General features: G+C 53.1%; 18 protein-coding genes. 8 read left to right on the top strand and 10 right to left on the bottom strand.

Going from position 1 to position 17,013, the window contains the following annotated elements:
* Positions 1-22 precede the first annotated feature (22 nt).
* The gene (gene nfsA, locus NBA72_RS20985) at positions 23-745 is read right to left on the bottom strand and encodes a nitroreductase NfsA (protein ID WP_024157314.1); all 723 of its coding nucleotides are present in this window, start codon (positions 743-745) and stop codon (positions 23-25) included.
* A complete protein-coding gene (locus NBA72_RS20980; protein WP_001259137.1) occupies positions 729-1,019 on the bottom strand; it encodes a YbjC family protein in 291 nt (96 codons plus the stop codon). Before NBA72_RS20980 ends, nfsA begins: the two co-directional genes overlap by 17 nt.
* A 169-nt stretch (positions 1,020-1,188) precedes the next feature.
* On the opposite strand from NBA72_RS20980, the gene NBA72_RS20975 reads away from it, so the two are divergent.
* On the top strand, positions 1,189-1,452 hold the full coding sequence (locus tag NBA72_RS20975; RefSeq protein WP_000495513.1) for a GrxA family glutaredoxin: 264 nt from the start codon (positions 1,189-1,191) through the stop codon (positions 1,450-1,452).
* A 31-nt stretch (positions 1,453-1,483) separates the two neighbouring features.
* Here NBA72_RS20975 and NBA72_RS20970 read toward each other — a convergent pair whose 3' ends face one another.
* Entirely contained in the window at positions 1,484-1,861 is a 378-nt protein-coding gene (locus tag NBA72_RS20970) for an inner membrane protein YbjM (protein WP_000680850.1), read from the bottom strand.
* 270 nt (positions 1,862-2,131) lie between these two features.
* Between NBA72_RS20970 and NBA72_RS20965 the strand changes: the two genes are divergently transcribed.
* Positions 2,132-3,817: an aspartate:alanine antiporter gene (locus NBA72_RS20965; protein ID WP_001024852.1), complete on the top strand. Its 1,686-nt coding sequence runs from the start codon at positions 2,132-2,134 to the stop codon at positions 3,815-3,817.
* Between the two features lie 116 nt (positions 3,818-3,933).
* Here NBA72_RS20965 and NBA72_RS20960 read toward each other — a convergent pair whose 3' ends face one another.
* On the bottom strand, positions 3,934-4,554 hold the full coding sequence (locus tag NBA72_RS20960; protein ID WP_024157313.1) for a TetR/AcrR family transcriptional regulator: 621 nt from the start codon (positions 4,552-4,554) through the stop codon (positions 3,934-3,936).
* Positions 4,555-4,721: 167 nt separating this feature from the next.
* On the opposite strand from NBA72_RS20960, the gene NBA72_RS20955 reads away from it, so the two are divergent.
* A complete protein-coding gene (locus tag NBA72_RS20955; protein WP_024157312.1) occupies positions 4,722-5,933 on the top strand; it encodes an MFS transporter in 1,212 nt (403 codons plus the stop codon).
* Positions 5,930-6,745, top strand: a complete 816-nt coding sequence (locus NBA72_RS20950; RefSeq protein WP_024157311.1) for a Cof-type HAD-IIB family hydrolase — start codon at positions 5,930-5,932, stop codon at positions 6,743-6,745. Before NBA72_RS20955 ends, NBA72_RS20950 begins: the two co-directional genes overlap by 4 nt.
* A gap of 53 nt (positions 6,746-6,798) precedes the next feature.
* Here the strand turns inward: NBA72_RS20950 and NBA72_RS20945 are convergent, their stop codons facing one another.
* Positions 6,799-8,031, bottom strand: coding sequence for an MFS transporter (locus NBA72_RS20945; protein ID WP_001181284.1), 1,233 nt, complete (start codon positions 8,029-8,031; stop codon positions 6,799-6,801).
* 312 nt (positions 8,032-8,343) lie between these two features.
* Between NBA72_RS20945 and ybjG the strand changes: the two genes are divergently transcribed.
* Positions 8,344-8,952, top strand: a complete 609-nt coding sequence (ybjG, locus tag NBA72_RS20940; RefSeq protein WP_024157310.1) for an undecaprenyl-diphosphate phosphatase — start codon at positions 8,344-8,346, stop codon at positions 8,950-8,952.
* A gap of 71 nt (positions 8,953-9,023) precedes the next feature.
* Complete coding sequence (deoR, locus tag NBA72_RS20935; RefSeq protein ID WP_000450103.1) at positions 9,024-9,782, top strand: DNA-binding transcriptional repressor DeoR; 759 nt, start codon at positions 9,024-9,026, stop codon at positions 9,780-9,782.
* 44 nt (positions 9,783-9,826) lie between these two features.
* Here deoR and dacC read toward each other — a convergent pair whose 3' ends face one another.
* On the bottom strand, positions 9,827-11,029 hold the full coding sequence (gene dacC / locus NBA72_RS20930; RefSeq protein WP_000195712.1) for a serine-type D-Ala-D-Ala carboxypeptidase: 1,203 nt from the start codon (positions 11,027-11,029) through the stop codon (positions 9,827-9,829).
* Positions 11,030-11,272: 243 nt separating this feature from the next.
* Between dacC and NBA72_RS20925 the strand changes: the two genes are divergently transcribed.
* Complete coding sequence (locus NBA72_RS20925; RefSeq protein WP_000631907.1) at positions 11,273-11,899, top strand: glutathione S-transferase family protein; 627 nt, start codon at positions 11,273-11,275, stop codon at positions 11,897-11,899.
* Here the strand turns inward: NBA72_RS20925 and NBA72_RS20920 are convergent.
* A complete protein-coding gene (locus NBA72_RS20920) occupies positions 11,896-13,017 on the bottom strand; it encodes a PQQ-dependent sugar dehydrogenase (RefSeq protein WP_024157309.1) in 1,122 nt (373 codons plus the stop codon). The two genes, NBA72_RS20925 and NBA72_RS20920, sit on opposite strands and share 4 nt — an antisense overlap.
* A gap of 117 nt (positions 13,018-13,134) precedes the next feature.
* On the bottom strand, positions 13,135-13,518 hold the full coding sequence (gene bssR / locus NBA72_RS20915; protein ID WP_000259651.1) for a biofilm formation regulator BssR: 384 nt from the start codon (positions 13,516-13,518) through the stop codon (positions 13,135-13,137).
* A 230-nt stretch (positions 13,519-13,748) separates the two neighbouring features.
* Here bssR and rimO point away from each other — a divergent pair, with 230 nt between their 5' ends.
* A complete protein-coding gene (gene rimO, locus NBA72_RS20910) occupies positions 13,749-15,074 on the top strand; it encodes a 30S ribosomal protein S12 methylthiotransferase RimO (protein WP_000073317.1) in 1,326 nt (441 codons plus the stop codon).
* A gap of 90 nt (positions 15,075-15,164) precedes the next feature.
* Here rimO and gsiD read toward each other — a convergent pair whose 3' ends face one another.
* Both gsiD and gsiC read right to left on the bottom strand, forming a co-directional pair.
* Positions 15,165-16,076, bottom strand: coding sequence for a glutathione ABC transporter permease GsiD (gene gsiD, locus NBA72_RS20905; protein ID WP_001236020.1), 912 nt, complete (start codon positions 16,074-16,076; stop codon positions 15,165-15,167).
* 2 nt (positions 16,077-16,078) lie between these two features.
* Positions 16,079-16,999 (bottom strand): glutathione ABC transporter permease GsiC, encoded by a 921-nt coding sequence (gsiC, locus tag NBA72_RS20900; RefSeq protein ID WP_000936066.1) that lies wholly within the window; start codon positions 16,997-16,999, stop codon positions 16,079-16,081.
* Between the last annotated feature and the right edge of the window lie 14 nt (positions 17,000-17,013).

Here is a 17,013-nt window from a genome sequence, read left to right as displayed (position 1 = left end):
ATCATACACTGGCCCGCAGGTTTTAGCGCGTCGCCCAGCCCTGTTTATGCAAATATTCAAGGATAAATGGGCGATTTTCTTTAATCAGGGTGCGACGGATATGATCGCTCCAGGTATCGCGTCGCGTATTACTGCCGCGGGTCAGATAATACTCAGCCAACTGCTCGTCATAGCGCGCCAGCAGCTTTTCATCAAGCGGTTGGTACTGGTTCTCATGAACCACAAGCTCGGCAGGCAGGCGCGGTTTCAGATCCGGATTATCCGCAGGCCATCCCAAACACAGGCCAAAGAGCGGCAATACATGCTTCGGCAATTTTAATAGTTCGGTAACAGACCCAATATTGTTACGGATGCCGCCGATATATACGCCGCCTAACCCCAGTGATTCCGCCGCCGTCAGCGCATTTTGCCCCATCATCGCCGTATCGACGACACCGAGCAGCAGTTGTTCGGCAAGCCCCAACTGCGCGTCAGGGCAGATCTGCAAATGACGATTAAAATCGGCGCAAAATACCCAGAACTCAGCGGCCTGCGCCACATGCTTTTGCCCGCCCGTCAGGGGCACTAACGCCTCACGCAGCGCCAGATCGGTAATACGGATAATAGAGCTGCACTGTAAAAAACTGGAACTGGACGTACTGCGCGCGGCGGCAATAATGGCCTCTCGCTGCGCGTCAGTCACGGGTTCATCGGTGAAATGGCGAATAGAACGATGGCCACAAAGAAGTTCAATGGTCGGACTCATTATGCTTTTCTCTATCTGAACGGGAAGAAATGTCGGGTGGACGTTTCATCAACTGCGGCGCCAGTAACTGCGCAATACGCCACATCATCGCCACCGCGGCGGGGAGGATCAACACGACGCCGAGGAAAACCATCAATACGCCAGCCAGCGGCGTATTGAACGGCGCGGGCAGCGTAAGGTAATGATTAAGCGATAGCAGAGCAAGCGCCAGCAAAATCATACCGAGGTATTCCAGTATCAGTACGCTTTTGGGTAACACGCCAATCGTGCGCATATCAAGCCTCCCGGTTAACTGACGCACAGTGTAGAACGTTCTGGTCCGGCGTGCTTAACAGATATAGCCCTGGGTTATCAAAGGAACAGGCGTAACCTGCTTTTCATCTGCCGTAAATCGCGGCATGATAACACCTGTTCGCCGTCTGGCTTTATGTTCGAGGAGAGATATGTTTACTGTTATTTTTGGCCGCCCAGGGTGCCCTTATTGCGTGCGTGCAAAAGAATTGGCGGAAAAACTGAGCAAAGAACGCGACGATTTTAACTACCGCTATATTGATATCCATGCTGAAGGCATTACTAAAGCGGATTTGGAAAAAACCGTAGGTAAACCTGTAGAAACCGTACCGCAGATTTTTGTCGATCAAAAACATATCGGCGGCTGTACGGATTTTGAAGCATGGGCAAAAGAAAATCTGAATCTTTTCGCCTGATTGCTCTGGCAACGCCCTCTACCGGAGGGCGCTATCGGCGTTTTTTTCGCCGGTGGCTAAACAGGCTGCTAATAAACAAATAGCAGAGCGCGCCTAACGCACACCAGAATACGGCGCTAAATAACCACGCCAGTTCTTGCCAAAACGATCGGGTAGGCATAAATACCACGCGCATTAACACCAGGCAAAACGGCGCCGCCAGCATCGCCCCGATCAGCGGTCGGATCACCTCGCGTCGGTGAGAACAAAAACTGGCCACCGCACCAGGCAACGTAAAAAATAACAGTCCAATCTCAGGATGCCCTGCCGCGCGAAAAGCGCCTTGTACATGCATAGTTAATGAAAGACACACCACAATAAAGAGTACAAAGCAGCAGACAACGCTTGCCCACCCGTGTTTATGTTTCAATCGTTCCTCCTGACACTCTCTATCGAACACGCTTTCCGCCATGAGGCATCCAGTCAGATAAAGTCATGTGGCATTCCATGCCAAAAACACACCTGCACGATTCTTATAGCCGTTAGTACGCAATAAGATTAAACTAGCAGGATATATTGTTGTGTTGTTTTTATTTGGATGCTGTATGCAATACGATTGCACCCTTAATTCATGATAAAAACAGTAGCGTAAATTACCATTTCTTTCAACAGCTTACTCGTAAACAAGAAGTTAGTCTCCGTGAATATAAACGTCGCAGATTTGTTAAATGGGAATTACATCCTGTTATTATTTGTGGTCCTGGCTCTTGGCCTGTGTCTTGGCAAGTTACGTCTGGGTTCAGTCCAACTTGGTAATTCCATTGGCGTTTTAGTGGTCTCTCTATTATTAGGGCAGCAACACTTTAGTATTAACACCGACGCGCTAAATCTGGGATTTATGCTGTTTATTTTTTGTGTCGGCGTCGAGGCTGGCCCCAACTTTTTTTCGATTTTTTTTCGCGACGGTAAAAATTATCTGATGCTTGCCCTGGTCATGGTCGGTAGCGCTCTGCTAATCGCCTTAGGCCTTGGTAAGCTATTCGGCTGGGATATCGGCCTGACGGCCGGTATGCTGGCCGGCTCAATGACATCCACGCCCGTGCTGGTTGGCGCAGGCGATACCCTGCGACATTCCGGCATCGCCAGCACCCAACTCTCCTCCGCTCTTGATAATCTGAGCCTGGGCTATGCCCTGACCTATCTGATTGGGTTGGTCAGTCTGATCGTGGGCGCGCGCTACTTGCCTAAACTACAGCATCAGGATTTGCAAACCAGCGCCCAGCAAATTGCTCGCGAGCGCGGTCTGGATACCGATGCTAATCGCAAGGTTTATTTGCCGGTTATCCGCGCCTATCGGGTTGGCCCGGAACTGGTGGCCTGGACTGACGGCAAAAACCTGCGCGAGCTGGGTATTTACCGCCAGACAGGTTGCTATATCGAACGTATTCGTCGTAACGGTATTCTGGCGAACCCGGATGGCGATGCGGTGCTGCAAATGGGCGATGAGATTGCGCTGGTCGGCTATCCGGACGCGCACGCCAGGCTCGATCCCAGCTTCCGTAATGGTAAGGAAGTGTTTGATCGCGATCTGCTTGATATGCGCATCGTAACGGAAGAAATTGTGGTGAAAAACCACAATGCGGTCGGTCGCCGCCTCGCTCAGCTCAAGCTGACCGATCATGGCTGCTTCCTTAACCGCGTCATCCGCAGCCAGATCGAAATGCCTATCGACGATAACGTCGTGCTGAATAAAGGCGACGTGTTACAGGTGAGCGGCGACGCCAGACGCGTAAAAACCATCGCCGATCGCATTGGTTTTATTTCGATCCATAGCCAGGTGACGGACCTGCTCGCCTTCTGCGCTTTTTTTATCATCGGGTTAATGATCGGGATGATTACCTTCCAGTTCAGCAATTTTAGTTTCGGCATCGGCAACGCGGCCGGATTGCTGTTCGCCGGGATCATGCTCGGTTTCCTGCGCGCTAACCATCCTACCTTTGGTTATATTCCGCAGGGCGCGCTTAACATGGTGAAAGAATTCGGCTTGATGGTATTTATGGCAGGCGTTGGTTTAAGCGCCGGCAGCGGTATCAACAACGGTCTGGGCGCGGTCGGCGGACAAATGCTGATCGCCGGGCTTGTCGTCAGCCTGGTACCGGTGGTGATCTGCTTCTTGTTTGGCGCTTATGTGCTGCGCATGAACCGGGCGCTGCTGTTCGGCGCCATGATGGGCGCGCGTACCTGCGCCCCGGCGATGGAAATCATTAGCGATACGGCGCGCAGCAATATTCCAGCGCTGGGTTATGCGGGGACTTACGCCATCGCCAACGTTCTGCTAACGCTGGCGGGGACGCTTATTGTCATCATCTGGCCGGGGTTAGGATAAAACTGAAGTTTGCCTTTAAGTGAAAAAATTTTGCCAATAGGTCGAACTTTTCGTTAAAGCATCAGTCATACCTATTGCCACTGCTTTTCTTTGATGTCCCCATTTTGTGGAGCCCATCAACCCCGCCATTTCGGTTCAAGGTTGGTGGGTTTTTTGTTGCCTGACGCAGAGTGACACGACATTGACACTCCGGCGATTCGCTTTACCATCTGTAAAATCGCTTCACGCGCCAGCGGCGTTCGATCCGTTACAAAATGCAGCGTCATCCCCTCGATAAACGCATCCAGCGCGCGGGCGGTCTGTGCGTCAAACCACTGCGCCAGCGTATTCTGGCTACGCTGCATCCAGTTTTGCATGACTATTTTTAACGCTGGCTTATCGCTGGCATAGGCATATAACTGATACATTAACGCCATATTATCCGGCGTCGTAACCTGCGAGCCGTAAATCATTTCCGTTATCGCCTGGCACGCCCCCTCCGCATCCGTCACCTGCGCAAAAAAGTCCTGGTATTGACGCGACATGTTCTCGGTGAAAAGTGTAAAAGCTTCACTCAATAACGCATCCATACCGGCAAAATAGTAGGTCATCGAGCCAAGCGGCACCTGAGCGATAGCGGCGATTTTCCGGTGCGTCACGGCATGAACGCCATAGGTCTTTACCGCTTCCAGTGTGGCCTGAATTATTTTTTCCCGTCGCTTAGGATCATTGGCGCGTCTTATGGCATTTTCTTTCATGATGAGTTCCACATCTCATTCAGGATGCAGGCGATAGTAGCCTGCCGCTTACGCTGAAAAAACAGACAGTAAAAACTGTCTGCACAACGAAGTATGACGACGATATGTACAAATGTACACAAGCTTGCTAATGTTTACCTCTCGCTTCTATTTTCTGGCCTGACGCTATGACCGTCCTCTCCTCACGTAACGCCTTAAAACGCCGTACCTGGGCGCTGTTTATGTTCTTCTTTTTACCCGGACTGCTGATGGCCTCCTGGGCAACCCGAACGCCTGCTATTCGGGATATTCTTTCCGTCTCTACCGCGGAAATGGGGGCGGTCTTATTCGGGCTTTCTATCGGTTCAATGAGCGGTATTCTTTGTTCCGCCTGGCTGGTGAAACGATTTGGCACCCGGAAGGTTATTCGCACGACGATGACCTGCGCAGTAACCGGGATGGTTAGTCTTAGCGTCGCGCTGTGGTGCGCCTCGCCGCTGATTTTTGCCCTTGGATTAGCCGTTTTCGGCGCCAGTTTTGGCGCCGCCGAAGTGGCGATTAATGTCGAAGGCGCGGCGGTCGAACGCGAGCTGAATAAAACCGTTCTGCCGATGATGCATGGTTTTTACAGTTTCGGCACGCTGGCGGGCGCTGGTGTCGGCATGGCGTTAACCGCATTAAGCGTCCCGGCTAACATCCATATCATCCTCGCGGCTGCCGTGGCGATCGCGCCCATTTTTATCGCCATTCGGGCGATCCCTGACGGTACGGGTAAAAACGCATCGGAAGATGCTCACCTTCAGGAAAAAGGATTACCTTTTTATCGGGACATCCAGCTTTTGCTTATTGGCGTGGTGGTGCTGGCAATGGCATTCGCCGAAGGCTCTGCGAATGACTGGCTGCCGCTACTGATGGTAGACGGACACGGTTTTAGCCCAACCTCCGGCTCTCTGATCTACGCCGGTTTCACGCTTGGTATGACCGTTGGCCGCTTTACCGGCGGCTGGTTTATTGACCGCTATAGCCGGGTGACGGTTGTTCGCGCCAGCGCGTTGATGGGAGCGCTGGGCATTGGCCTGATTATTTTTGTCGATAGCGACTGGGTTGCCGGCGTCTCGGTCATTCTTTGGGGCTTAGGCGCTTCGCTCGGCTTCCCGCTGACCATTTCCGCCGCCAGCGATACCGGTCCCGACGCGCCGACGCGCGTGAGCGTTGTCGCCACGACCGGCTATCTGGCGTTTTTGGTCGGGCCGCCGCTGTTGGGCTATCTGGGAGAGCACTATGGATTACGCAGCGCCATGATGGTTGTGCTGGCGCTGGTTATTCTGGCGGCGCTGGTGGCGAAGGCCGTCGCCAAACCTGTATCGACTCCGCAACCGGTGATGGAGCATAACGCATGAGTATTAAATTAATCGCCGTCGACATGGACGGCACGTTTCTGAGCGATCAAAAAACCTATAACCGTGACCGGTTTATGGCGCAGTACCAACAAATGAAGCGGCAAGGCATTCGCTTTGTCGTGGCCAGCGGCAACCAGTATTACCAGTTAATCTCGTTCTTTCCGGAAATTGCGCACGAAATCGCTTTTGTCGCGGAAAACGGCGGTTGGGTGGTCAGCGAAGGAGAGGATATTTTTAACGGCGAGCTGACAAAAGCCGACTTCCAGACGGTTGTCGAACACCTGCTCACACGCGCCGATGTGGAGATTATCGCCTGTGGAAAAAACAGCGCCTATACGCTGAAACGGTACAACGATGCGTTAAAAGCCGTTGCGGCAATGTATTATCATCGTCTGGAGTTTGTGGATAATTTTAATAATATCAACGATGTCTTTTTCAAATTCGGCCTTAATATTACCGATGAACGGATACCGGAAGTACAGGCGGCGCTGCACGACGCCATTGGCGATATCATGGTCCCCGTTCATACCGGCTATGGCAGTATTGATTTAATAATTCCCGGCGTGCATAAAGCCAACGGCCTGCGTCTGTTACAGCAGCGCTGGGGCATTCATGATAGTGAAGTGGTGGTATTCGGCGACGGCGGCAACGATATTGAGATGCTGCGTCAGGCCGGGTTTAGTTTTACCATGTCGCACGCCAGCGAAGCGGTCGCGGCGGCGGCGAAATACCGCGCCGGATCGAACAACCAGGAAGGCGTGCTGGATATTATCGACAGCGTATTAAACAACGAGCCGCCGTTCAACGTCTAGCGGATGCCTCTCTATGCCTGATAACAGAAAGCTTATCAGGCGTAGCCGCTCTCTCAGACTGTTTGCAAATTCCCCGTCCGCTTATCTTTTAAGAAGACCAGCATCAGCAGTAGCCAAAGAATACCGTTTGCCAGATTAAACAGGCTAAATAGCCCATTGCCGCCGCTTAACCAGGCGTGTTTACTTACTTCAATGCCAACGGTAAAAATCAGCATTTGTAGCATTCCCATCGCCGCCGAGACCGTTCCTTTACTCATATCGCTGGAGAAGAGCGTCAGACGCACCAGTCCGGCATTCGCCAGCCCAATGCCAAAAGCGTATACGCTTAATCCCGCCGTCATCCATAAATAAGCATGGGATGAAACCACCGTCGCCGCCGCGGCGATGATCAGCCCCGCGACGATAGGCCAGCCGCCCATCACGATCAGCGAGCGAACCGTACGCCGGGAGGTTAAACGCGCCAACACCAGATTACCGGCAATGAGCGCGCCAAAAACGGGCACCTGCAGCAGACCATATTCATAGCTGCTGAGCTGTTCGCCGCTAATGATGATAATCGGCGACTGCGCAATCCAGGCCAACAGCGGCAGGCTGACAAATCCCAGCGCTAACGCCCCTGCGACGAACCGCCGATTTTTTATCACCAACCGATAATCCCGGCCCAGCGCCTTAAATGACAACGTTTCGCCCCGCCGCGTGGCGGTCTCCGGCATTGCGCGCTGTAGCCCGAAAAAGGCGATAGCGGCCAGTGCGGCAAATAAAATAAACATCCCCTCCCACGGCAGAACATGCACCCATGCCGCTCCAACCAGTGGTCCCAGTAGCGGCGCGATTAACGCCACGTTCGCCATCAGCGCGGTAATTTTTATACACACCGCTTCCTCAAAGGATTCCTGAATCGCGGCATACCCTACAGCGCCGATAAAACACAGGCTAATCCCTTGCAAAAAACGCAGGAATGTAAATTGTTCGATGTTTTTCGCCAGTAACGTCGCCAGGCAGGTGACAATAAACCACACGACGCCCGCCAGCATCACGGGACGACGGCCAATCCGGTCAGACAACGGGCCAAGCAGCCATTGTAAGAACATACCGCCCGCCAGATAAGCGGTCATGGACGTCGGAACCCAGTCCAGGCCCGCCTGATACTGCTCAACCACCGCCAGCATACCCGGCTGGATCATGTCGTTGCCAATATAAGTAGAAAACTCGTACAGCACCAGACAGAGAGGAAAAAGCAGCGCCTGACGTCCCAGCCTGCCGCCTGATTGTAAACGATTCTGCATACCATCTCTTCGCCAATAAAAACCGCGCAGAGTGTAATGAAAGTCGGGGAACTGAGATAGCGAATTATGAGGCTGCAAGGGAAATAGCGCACATTTTTACAGAAAGCCGCTTAGCGCTTGCATACTTTAAGGTTAATTTAAGTTTGCGCCGTTATCATCAATGTTATTTTATGCCATTGTCTTAAATCTCTTCATGTTGCCGCCAAATAAGACAATACTGCTTTTCCTCCCTGTTACGCTGCATTTATGCTCAGTTTGCACGGGGATGAGCTGGCTATCCCTTTTGATTTCATTGCTCCGAGCCTGGATGTTATGCTGGAAAACCTTAACAACTCGCTGTTTTATTTTATTAACGCCACGCCTGATTCCGCGCAGTGGACAGTTTCGCTCGCTATCTTTATCGCCAAAGATGTCATCAACATCGTCCCGCTCTTAGCCGTGGTACTCTGGCTGTGGGGGCCCCGCGATCGGGTCTGCGCCCAGCGTCAGCTGATCGTTAAAATCGGCATCGCGCTGATTATCAGTCTGGCGGTCTCCTGGACAATGGGACACCTTTTCCCGCACGACCGTCCGTTTGTCGATCATATCGGCTATAACTTCCTGCATCATGCCGCCGATGACTCGTTCCCCAGCGATCACGGTACGGTGATTTTTACCTTTGCGCTGGCGTTTTTGTTCTGGCACCGCCTCTGGTCAGGCATCGTGATGATGGCGATAGCCATGACCATCGCCTGGTCGCGCGTCTATCTCGGCGTACACTGGCCGTTAGATATGATTGGCGCGCTGCTGGTAGCGATGCTTGGCTGCCTGAGCGCACAGCTGATCTGGCAATGGTACGGCGCGCCGCTCTACCAGGCGCTGCAACGTTGTTACCGTTTCTGTTTCGCATTGCCCATTCGAAAAGGCTGGGTACGTGACTAAATAGCGAAAAAAAGAGTAATATTAAGCGCTCTGTATGGTGCGGAGCGCTTATTTAACTCTCCAGGGGAACTATGGAAACGCGACGCGACGAGCGTATTGGTCAATTGCTGCAGGCCTTAAAACGCAGCGATAAACTTCATCTTAAAGAAGCCGCGACCCTGTTGGGCGTCTCTGAAATGACCATTCGTCGCGACCTGAACCATAAAAGCGCGCCTGTCGTGTTGCTGGGCGGCTATATCGTACTGGAGCCCCGCAGCGCCAGTCATTATCTGTTAAGCGATCAAAAATCTCGTCTGGTGGAAGAAAAACGCCGAGCCGCTCAGTTGGCTGCAGGCCTGGTACAAGCGCATCAGACGGTATTTATTGACTGTGGCACCACCACGCCGTGGATCATCGAAGCCATTGATAATGACCTTCCCTTTACGGCGGTGTGCTATTCACTTAATACCTTCCTGGCGCTGCAGGACAAACCCCATTGCCGCGCCATCCTCAGCGGCGGGGAGTTTCACGCCAGCAACGCCATTTTCAAGCCGCTTGATTTCCATGAAACGTTAAACAATATTTGTCCGGATATCGCGTTTTATTCCGCCGCCGGCGTTCATACCAGTAAAGGCGCTACCTGCTTTAATCTGGAAGAGCTGCCGGTAAAACATTGGGCAATGACAATGGCACAGTGCCATGTACTGGTGGTGGATCACAGTAAATTCGGCAAGGTACGTCCGGCGCGGATGGGGGAATTATCACGCTTTGATACGATTATCAGCGACCGCCGTCCCGATGAGGCCTTTGTGGCCTACGCTAAAGCGCAACAAATTACTCTGATGTATTAACCGCCCGTTGCCGGATGCGACGCGCACCCGGCAATGGGGTTATTTTACGAGAACCAACTGCCAAACCACTGATGGAGTTTCATCAGCACAAAATCCCACATCCGGCTGAAAAATCCCCCCTCCTCGACGTTTTCCATCACCATTAACGGGCGTTGCTCAATGGATTTTCCGTTAAGCTGGAAATCGATGGTGCCGACAACCTGCCCTTTCTTCAACGGCGCCGTGAGCTGTGGTTCGTTCAACGTAAAGCTGGCCTTCAGGTTTTTAAGCTGCCCACGCGGAATCGTCACAGACCCCGCATCGCCCGCCCCCAAATTGACCTCACGCTTATCGCCAAACCAGACCCGTTGCGTCACGAATGTCGCGTCAGGTTTAATCGGCGTGACCGTTTCAAAGAAGCGGAAACCCCAGGTCAGCAGTTTTTCTGACTCATTAAAACGAATACGGTCCGTTTTCGCCCCCAGCACGACAGAGATCAGGCGCATATCGCCCTGGGTGGCGGAGGCGACAAGGTTATATCCAGCCCCTGCCGTTGTCCCCGTTTTCATGCCGTCGACATGCAGATTGGTGCTCCACAACAGGCGGTTGCGGTTCGGTTGACGAATATTATTAAAAGTAAATTCTTTTTCTTTATGAATGGCGTATTCGTCAGGCACATCGTGAATCAAGGCCTTGCCGAGCAGCGCCATATCGCGAGCGGTACTGAACTGCCCTGGCGCATCAAGACCGTGTACCGTCTGGAAGGTTGTATTCGTTAATCCCAGTCGTTTCGCATAAGCGTTCATCAGGCCGATAAAGGACTCCTGGCTTCCGGCGACGTAGTCGGCAAGCGCGATACAGGCATCGTTACCTGACTGAATGATGATGCCTTTATTAAGATCCGCAACCGACACCTGATCGCCTGGCTTCAGAAACATCACCGACGACCCACGTAGCGCCGGGTTCCCCGTCGCCCAGGCATCTTTGCCCACCGTTACCATATCGGTCAACTTGATTTTCCCTGCCTTCAGCGCCTGGCCCACCACGTAGCTGGTCATAATTTTTGTCAAACTGGCAGGGTCAAGTTTCTCATCGGCGTTGCCTTCCGCCAGTACTTTACCGCTGGCGTAATCCATTAAGATCCAGGCTCGCGCATCAACGCCCGGCGGCGCGATCGTTTGTTCCTCTGCCTTTACAGGCGAAGCGAAAAGGAATAAGAGAACCGAACCTGCCGCGAGGCTACGAAGGGAAGAAGCGTATTGCGTCATAGTACCACCCGAGTATCCATTCCAAAAACACACGTCACACCACCGTGTAATAAGTGCGGTGAGTAATAACGCACTCACGACGTTAAAGAAACCGTAACTTGGTAAAGTTTTTAAAGTTTATGCAATAACATCCCGTTACGCTTCCTTCATAACGATTTTTTTACAGACCATTGTGTAAATGTTAGGTTTATCTCACGGTAGGCCGATTACTGTCATCATCCTGATAAAACGGAAGGGGTTAATATGATTACGCTGTGGGGCCGGAACAACTCGACTAATGTTAAAAAAGTGTTGTGGACGCTTGAAGAGCTGGAACTGCCATACGATCAAATTCTGGCAGGCGGAAAATTCGGCGTTAACCAGGATGCCGACTATCTGGCGATGAATCCTAATGGGCTGGTGCCGCTGCTTAAAGATGATGAAACCGACCTGTTATTGTGGGAATCCAATGCCATTGTCCGCTATCTGGCGGCGCAATACGGCCAGAACCGGCTATGGGTTGATAATCCGGCGCGGCGTGCGGAGGGCGAAAAATGGATGGACTGGGCGAATCAGACGTTAAGCCCGGCGCACCGCGTGATCCTGATGGGACTGGTCAGAACCCCGCCGGAAAAACGCGATCAGGCGGCAATTGAAGCCGGTATCGAAAAGTGTGACAGCCTGTTTGCGCTTCTTGATGATGCGCTGGCCCACCAGCCGTGGTTTTCCGGGGATAACTTTGGCACCGGCGATATCGCTATTGCGCCTTTCGTCTATAACCTGCTGAACGTGGGTCTGAAATGGACGCCGCGCCCGAATCTGGAACGCTGGTATCAGCAGCTTACCGAGCGCCCTGCTTTTCGCAAAGTGGTGATGATCCCGGTGACCTAACGCGTGACTGCAGGACTTACCTTGAGTAACTGCCCGTCGGACTCATCGGTTAACACATATAAGTAGCCGTCAGGTCCGACACGCACATCCCGAATACGCTGCTTTCTGTCACCCAGAATACGGCCTTCTTCCGTCACCGTATTGCCATCGACGCGCATCACAATGACCTCTTTATCTTTTAGCGCGCCGATAAACAGTTTGTGCCGCCACGGCGCAAAAACGTCGCTGGCATAAAAAGCCATCCCGCTGATCGCCGGAGAATCCTTCCAGTAGTAAACCGGTTGCTCCGTTCCCTCGACAATTTCACCTTTGGCTTCCGGCACTTTCAGACCACTATAGTTGACGCCCCATGTGGCCAGCGGCCAGCCATAATTTTTGCCTTTTTCCGGGATGTTAATTTCATCGCCGCCGCGCGGACCGTGTTCATGCAGCCATAGCGCGCCGCTCCAGGGATTGATGGCCAGCCCCTGCGGATTACGAATACCGTAAGACCAGATTTCCGAACGCGCGCCCGCCTGATGCACAAACGGATTATCCGGCGGAATTTCGCCCTGCCCGGTCAGGCGCACCAGCTTACCCTGTAATTTATCCAAATCCTGCGCGGTAGCGCGCTGGTTATTTTCACCCAGGGCAATAAAAAGAAACCCTTGCGCATCGAATACCATACGTCCGCCGAAATGGTTGCCGGTAGACAGCTTAGGCATCTGGCGAAACACGGTACGAAAATGCTCCAGACGCTGAAGATCGTCGCTCAGCCGTCCAAAACCGACTGCCGTACCGGCGTTTCCTTCGCGGTCAGCTTCAGCATAGCTCAGCCAGACGCGGCGCGACTGGGCAAAGTCAGGCGCCAGCACGACGTCCAGCAAACCTCCCTGCCCGTTTGCCCACACTTTCGGTACGCCAGCCAGCGGATCGGAAAGTCCCTTCCCCGTCTGCCAGTGGCGCAGTTGTCCCCCTTTCAGGGTAATGAGCATCCCACGGTTATCCGGCAAAAAAGCCAGCGACCACGGGTGATCGAGTCGGGTTTGCAGCACCTCAACGTTCACCGGCGCAAGATTGGCGTTCGCCCATGAAGAGAAAAGAGAGAATGAAACTATCGCGAGAAGTATTCGACGCATACCGCCTCCTTCAGGGCTCTGCGTTAAAGCGTAGTCAGCATCGCAAGAGGTCGGTTTATTTTTACAAAACATTAAACGGCGCGGTCCGGTAAAAAGGGGGAGTCGCCTCCCCCTTATTCAGACCTGTGTAAGCGGTGAATGTGCTTTCAGACTCTGAATACTCAGCGTCAAAGTTGTCAGACAGTTTTCAAGTTTATCTGCGTTGACGGCAATAAAGGTCGGACAATCATGGTGTCCGCTCATTAAACAAACGGCGGCGGCTGCAAGCGCGCCTTCGGCACGGCGCAGCGCGTTCCACTCTTCCTGATCGAGATGCAGTCCCTGCCGTAAAGCGTGATCGTGGAGCTCGCGATTCAGTTCAAAAAAATTGTCACGCAGAGTGTCACTTTCGCTGACTGACATATACCCCTTCGCTTTTCGCAATTGCAGATAAGCGGCAAGATCGATACGCGCGTTTATCAGCTTGTTGAGAAGATCGGTTCTCAGTCTGTCAACGACCATACCTTTTTTCCTCCTCTTTTCTACCAGGGTTCAACTTAATAGTATGGTCGTTTTTTAGACAAAGGGGTGTCAGAGATCAAGAATTTTCTTAGAATTGCCCTTTTTCACCTTTTGCTGATAACCACAACGGTTGATGCCGCCGCTCCCGATGAGATTACGATACAATTTTTGTTCGGATATCTGTAGAATCCCTGCCCTGACCATTCCAATAAATGAACACTTTTTAAGCTATGAGTAATGTAACCCACCAGCCAAAGATCGGCTTCGTTTCCCTGGGCTGTCCGAAAAACCTCGTTGATTCGGAACGCATCCTGACTGAGCTGCGTACCGAAGGCTATGACGTTGTGCCACGCTATGACGATGCGGATATGGTTATCGTTAATACCTGTGGCTTTATTGACAGCGCGGTACAAGAGTCACTGGAAGCCATTGGCGAAGCGCTGAACGAAAACGGTAAGGTAATCGTCACCGGCTGCCTGGGCGCAAAAGAAGATCAGATCCGCGAAGTGCATCCGAAAGTACTGGAAATCACCGGGCCGCATAGCTATGAGCAAGTTCTGCAGCACGTACATCATTACGTACCGAAGCCGAAGCACAATCCATTTTTAAGCCTCGTACCAGAACAGGGTGTAAAACTGACGCCGCGCCATTATGCGTATCTGAAAATTTCTGAAGGCTGTAATCACCGCTGCACGTTCTGCATCATCCCGTCGATGCGCGGGGATCTGGTCAGCCGCCCGATTGGCGACGTATTAAGCGAAGCGAAACGTCTGGTTGATGCCGGGGTCAAAGAGATTCTGGTGATTTCGCAAGATACCTCCGCCTACGGCGTAGATGTGAAGCACCGCACCGGATTCCATAATGGCGAACCGGTGAAAACCAGTATGGTGAGCCTGTGCGAGCAGTTATCAAAACTGGGCGTCTGGACACGTCTGCACTACGTCTACCCCTACCCACACGTTGATGATGTGATTCCGCTAATGGCGGAAGGCAAAATCCTGCCTTATCTGGACATTCCGCTGCAACATGCCAGCCCGCGGATTCTTAAACTGATGAAACGTCCTGGTTCCGTTGACCGCCAGCTGGCGCGCATTAAGCAGTGGCGCGAAATCTGCCCGGAACTGACCCTACGCTCCACCTTTATTGTCGGCTTCCCCGGCGAAACGGAAGAAGACTTCCAGATGCTGCTCGACTTCCTGAAAGAGGCGCGCCTCGATCGTGTAGGCTGCTTCAAGTACAGCCCGGTGGAAGGCGCAGGCGCGAATGAGCTGCCGGATCAGGTGCCGGAAGAGGTGAAAGAAGAGCGCTGGAACCGCTTTATGCAACTGCAACAGCAAATCTCCGCTGAGCGCTTGCAGGAAAAAGTGGGCCGCGAAATTCTGGTGATCGTCGATGAGGTTGACGAAGAAGGCGCTATCGGGCGTAGCATGGCGGATGCGCCGGAAATTGACGGCGCGGTCTATTTGAACGGCGAAACCAACGTCAAGCCGGGCGATATCGTGCGCGTGAAAGTGGAAAACGCCGACGAATATGATTTGTGGGGCAGTCGGGTTTAACGCCACCTCCCCCGGCGCGGGTGCCGGATGTGTTATCCCGCCTGGCGAGCCCGTTCCAGGCCCGCCAGGCGTCAACGCCACCGGGCTGGCTTACCCCTTAATCTTCGGGTCCAGCGCATCGCGCAACCCGTCGCCTAACAGGTTAAACGCCAGCACAGTCAGGAAAATCGCCACCGCCGGGAAGAGCGCTACGTGCGGCGCGATGACCATATCCGCCCGCGCTTCATTAAGCATCGCTCCCCACTCCGGCGTTGGCGGCTGCGCGCCTAACCCGAGAAATGACAGGCTTGCCGCGGAAATAATTGACGTACCGATACGCATCGTAAAGAAAACCACAATTGACGAGACCGTCCCCGGCAAGATATGGCTAAACAAAATCGTCGTGTCGCTGGCGCCGATACTGCGGGCAGACTCAATAAACGTCTGCTGTTTTAAGACCAGGGTATTTCCGCGCACCAGACGTGCAAACGCCGGAATAGAGAAAATCGCCACCGCAACGATCACATTAGCAATACCGCTGCCTAACACCGCCACAACGGCAATCGCCAGCAAAATGCCGGGGAAGGCGAACAACACATCGCAAATGCGCATAATAAAACGATCCCACCAGCCTTCATAATATCCCGCCAGCAATCCCAACACCGTACCGATTATCGCGCCGATAAATACCGCGAACACGCCCGCCGCCAGTGAGATCTGCGCTCCAACGAGAACCCGGCTAAAGATGTCTCTTCCCAGCGAGTCAACGCCAAACCAGTGCTGCAAAGAGGGGCCATTGTTCAGGCTATCGTAGTCAAAATAGTTTTCCGCATCGTAGGGCGTCAGCCAACGGGCAAAAATCGCCACCAGAATTAACGCCAGTACGAATCCCCCGGCGACCAACGCGACATGCTGGCGGCGAAAACGACGCCAGAACTCCCGCCACGGCGTGCGTATCTGGTCGGGTTTTATCACCGGCATAGCATGTAAAATCGCCTGACGGCGCCAGTTAAATAATCGCATCCTTACTTATACCTGATAGCCGGATTAATGGCGGCATAGAGGACATCCACCACTAAGTTGATAAGAATAAATTCCAGAGAAAACAGCAGCACTTCCGCCTGAATCACGGGGTAGTCGCGCATGTCGACGGAGTCGACCAGTAATCGCCCAAGCCCCGGCCAGTTAAACACTTTTTCGACGACGATCGATCCGCCAAGCAGAAAGCCAAATTGCAGTCCCATCATGGTGACGACCGGGATCATCGCATTGCGCAGGCCATGTTTTAACACCACCCACGTTTCACTAACGCCTTTCGCCCGCGCGGTCCTCATGTAATCCTCGCTCAGCACATCGACAAACGAGGAGCGCGTAAAACGCGCCATGACTGATGCCACCGCCGCACCAAGCGTCAGGGAGGGTAAAATATAATGTTGCCAGCTATCCGCCCCCACGGTCGGTAGCCAGCCCAGATCCACGGAAAAAATCTGCATTAACAACATTCCCAGCGCAAAAGCCGGGAAAGAAATGCCGGTCACGGCAAGCGTCATTCCTACCCGGTCAGGCCAGCGATTACGCCACACGGCGGCGGCGATGCCGATCGCCATGCCAAACAGCACCGCCCATATCATACTGGTTATCGTCAGCCACAGCGTCGGCAAAAAGCGGCTGGCGATCTCCTCAGAAACCGGGCGGCGGGAAACCATTGACGTCCCGAAATCGCCTTGTAAAACATGGGTGATGTAATGCCAAAACTGGACATGAAGCGGCTGATCAAGCCCCAGCTGCTGACGAACCAGCGCGATCACCTGCGCGTCGGCTTCCGGTCCGGCTATCAGCCGCGCCGGGTCGCCGGGCAACAAATGAACAAATAAAAACACCAGCACTGCCACAATCAACAGCGTAGGAATTAATCCCAGCAGGCGCTTGAGAACATAGTTAAGCATCACACGAACCTTTT

Source organism: Salmonella sp. NW1250, from assembly GCF_051812965.1.
Taxonomy (GTDB): domain Bacteria; phylum Pseudomonadota; class Gammaproteobacteria; order Enterobacterales; family Enterobacteriaceae; genus Salmonella; species Salmonella enterica.
The sequence above is the reverse complement of the archived record's forward strand: the minus strand, read 5'-3'. Positions and strand labels throughout refer to the sequence as shown.

Excerpts from the sequence above, each read along its gene's own strand:
- ybjG (WP_024157310.1), top strand. The coding sequence starts at position 8,344 with ATGCTGGAAAACCTTAACAACTCGCTGTTTTATTTTATTAACGCCACG.
- NBA72_RS20925 (WP_000631907.1), top strand. The coding sequence starts at position 11,273 with ATGATTACGCTGTGGGGCCGGAACAACTCGACTAATGTTAAAAAAGTG.
- dacC (WP_000195712.1), bottom strand. The coding sequence starts at position 11,029 with ATGACGCAATACGCTTCTTCCCTTCGTAGCCTCGCGGCAGGTTCGGTT.
- NBA72_RS20950 (WP_024157311.1), top strand. The coding sequence starts at position 5,930 with ATGAGTATTAAATTAATCGCCGTCGACATGGACGGCACGTTTCTGAGC.
- nfsA (WP_024157314.1), bottom strand. The coding sequence starts at position 745 with ATGAGTCCGACCATTGAACTTCTTTGTGGCCATCGTTCTATTCGCCAT.
- gsiD (WP_001236020.1), bottom strand. The coding sequence starts at position 16,076 with ATGCGATTATTTAACTGGCGCCGTCAGGCGATTTTACATGCTATGCCG.
- gsiC (WP_000936066.1), bottom strand. The coding sequence starts at position 16,999 with ATGCTTAACTATGTTCTCAAGCGCCTGCTGGGATTAATTCCTACGCTG.
- deoR (WP_000450103.1), top strand. The coding sequence starts at position 9,024 with ATGGAAACGCGACGCGACGAGCGTATTGGTCAATTGCTGCAGGCCTTA.
- NBA72_RS20920 (WP_024157309.1), bottom strand. The coding sequence starts at position 13,017 with ATGCGTCGAATACTTCTCGCGATAGTTTCATTCTCTCTTTTCTCTTCA.
- NBA72_RS20980 (WP_001259137.1), bottom strand. The coding sequence starts at position 1,019 with ATGCGCACGATTGGCGTGTTACCCAAAAGCGTACTGATACTGGAATAC.
- NBA72_RS20945 (WP_001181284.1), bottom strand. The coding sequence starts at position 8,031 with ATGCAGAATCGTTTACAATCAGGCGGCAGGCTGGGACGTCAGGCGCTG.
- NBA72_RS20975 (WP_000495513.1), top strand. The coding sequence starts at position 1,189 with ATGTTTACTGTTATTTTTGGCCGCCCAGGGTGCCCTTATTGCGTGCGT.
- NBA72_RS20960 (WP_024157313.1), bottom strand. The coding sequence starts at position 4,554 with ATGAAAGAAAATGCCATAAGACGCGCCAATGATCCTAAGCGACGGGAA.
- bssR (WP_000259651.1), bottom strand. The coding sequence starts at position 13,518 with ATGGTCGTTGACAGACTGAGAACCGATCTTCTCAACAAGCTGATAAAC.
- NBA72_RS20955 (WP_024157312.1), top strand. The coding sequence starts at position 4,722 with ATGACCGTCCTCTCCTCACGTAACGCCTTAAAACGCCGTACCTGGGCG.
- rimO (WP_000073317.1), top strand. The coding sequence starts at position 13,749 with ATGAGTAATGTAACCCACCAGCCAAAGATCGGCTTCGTTTCCCTGGGC.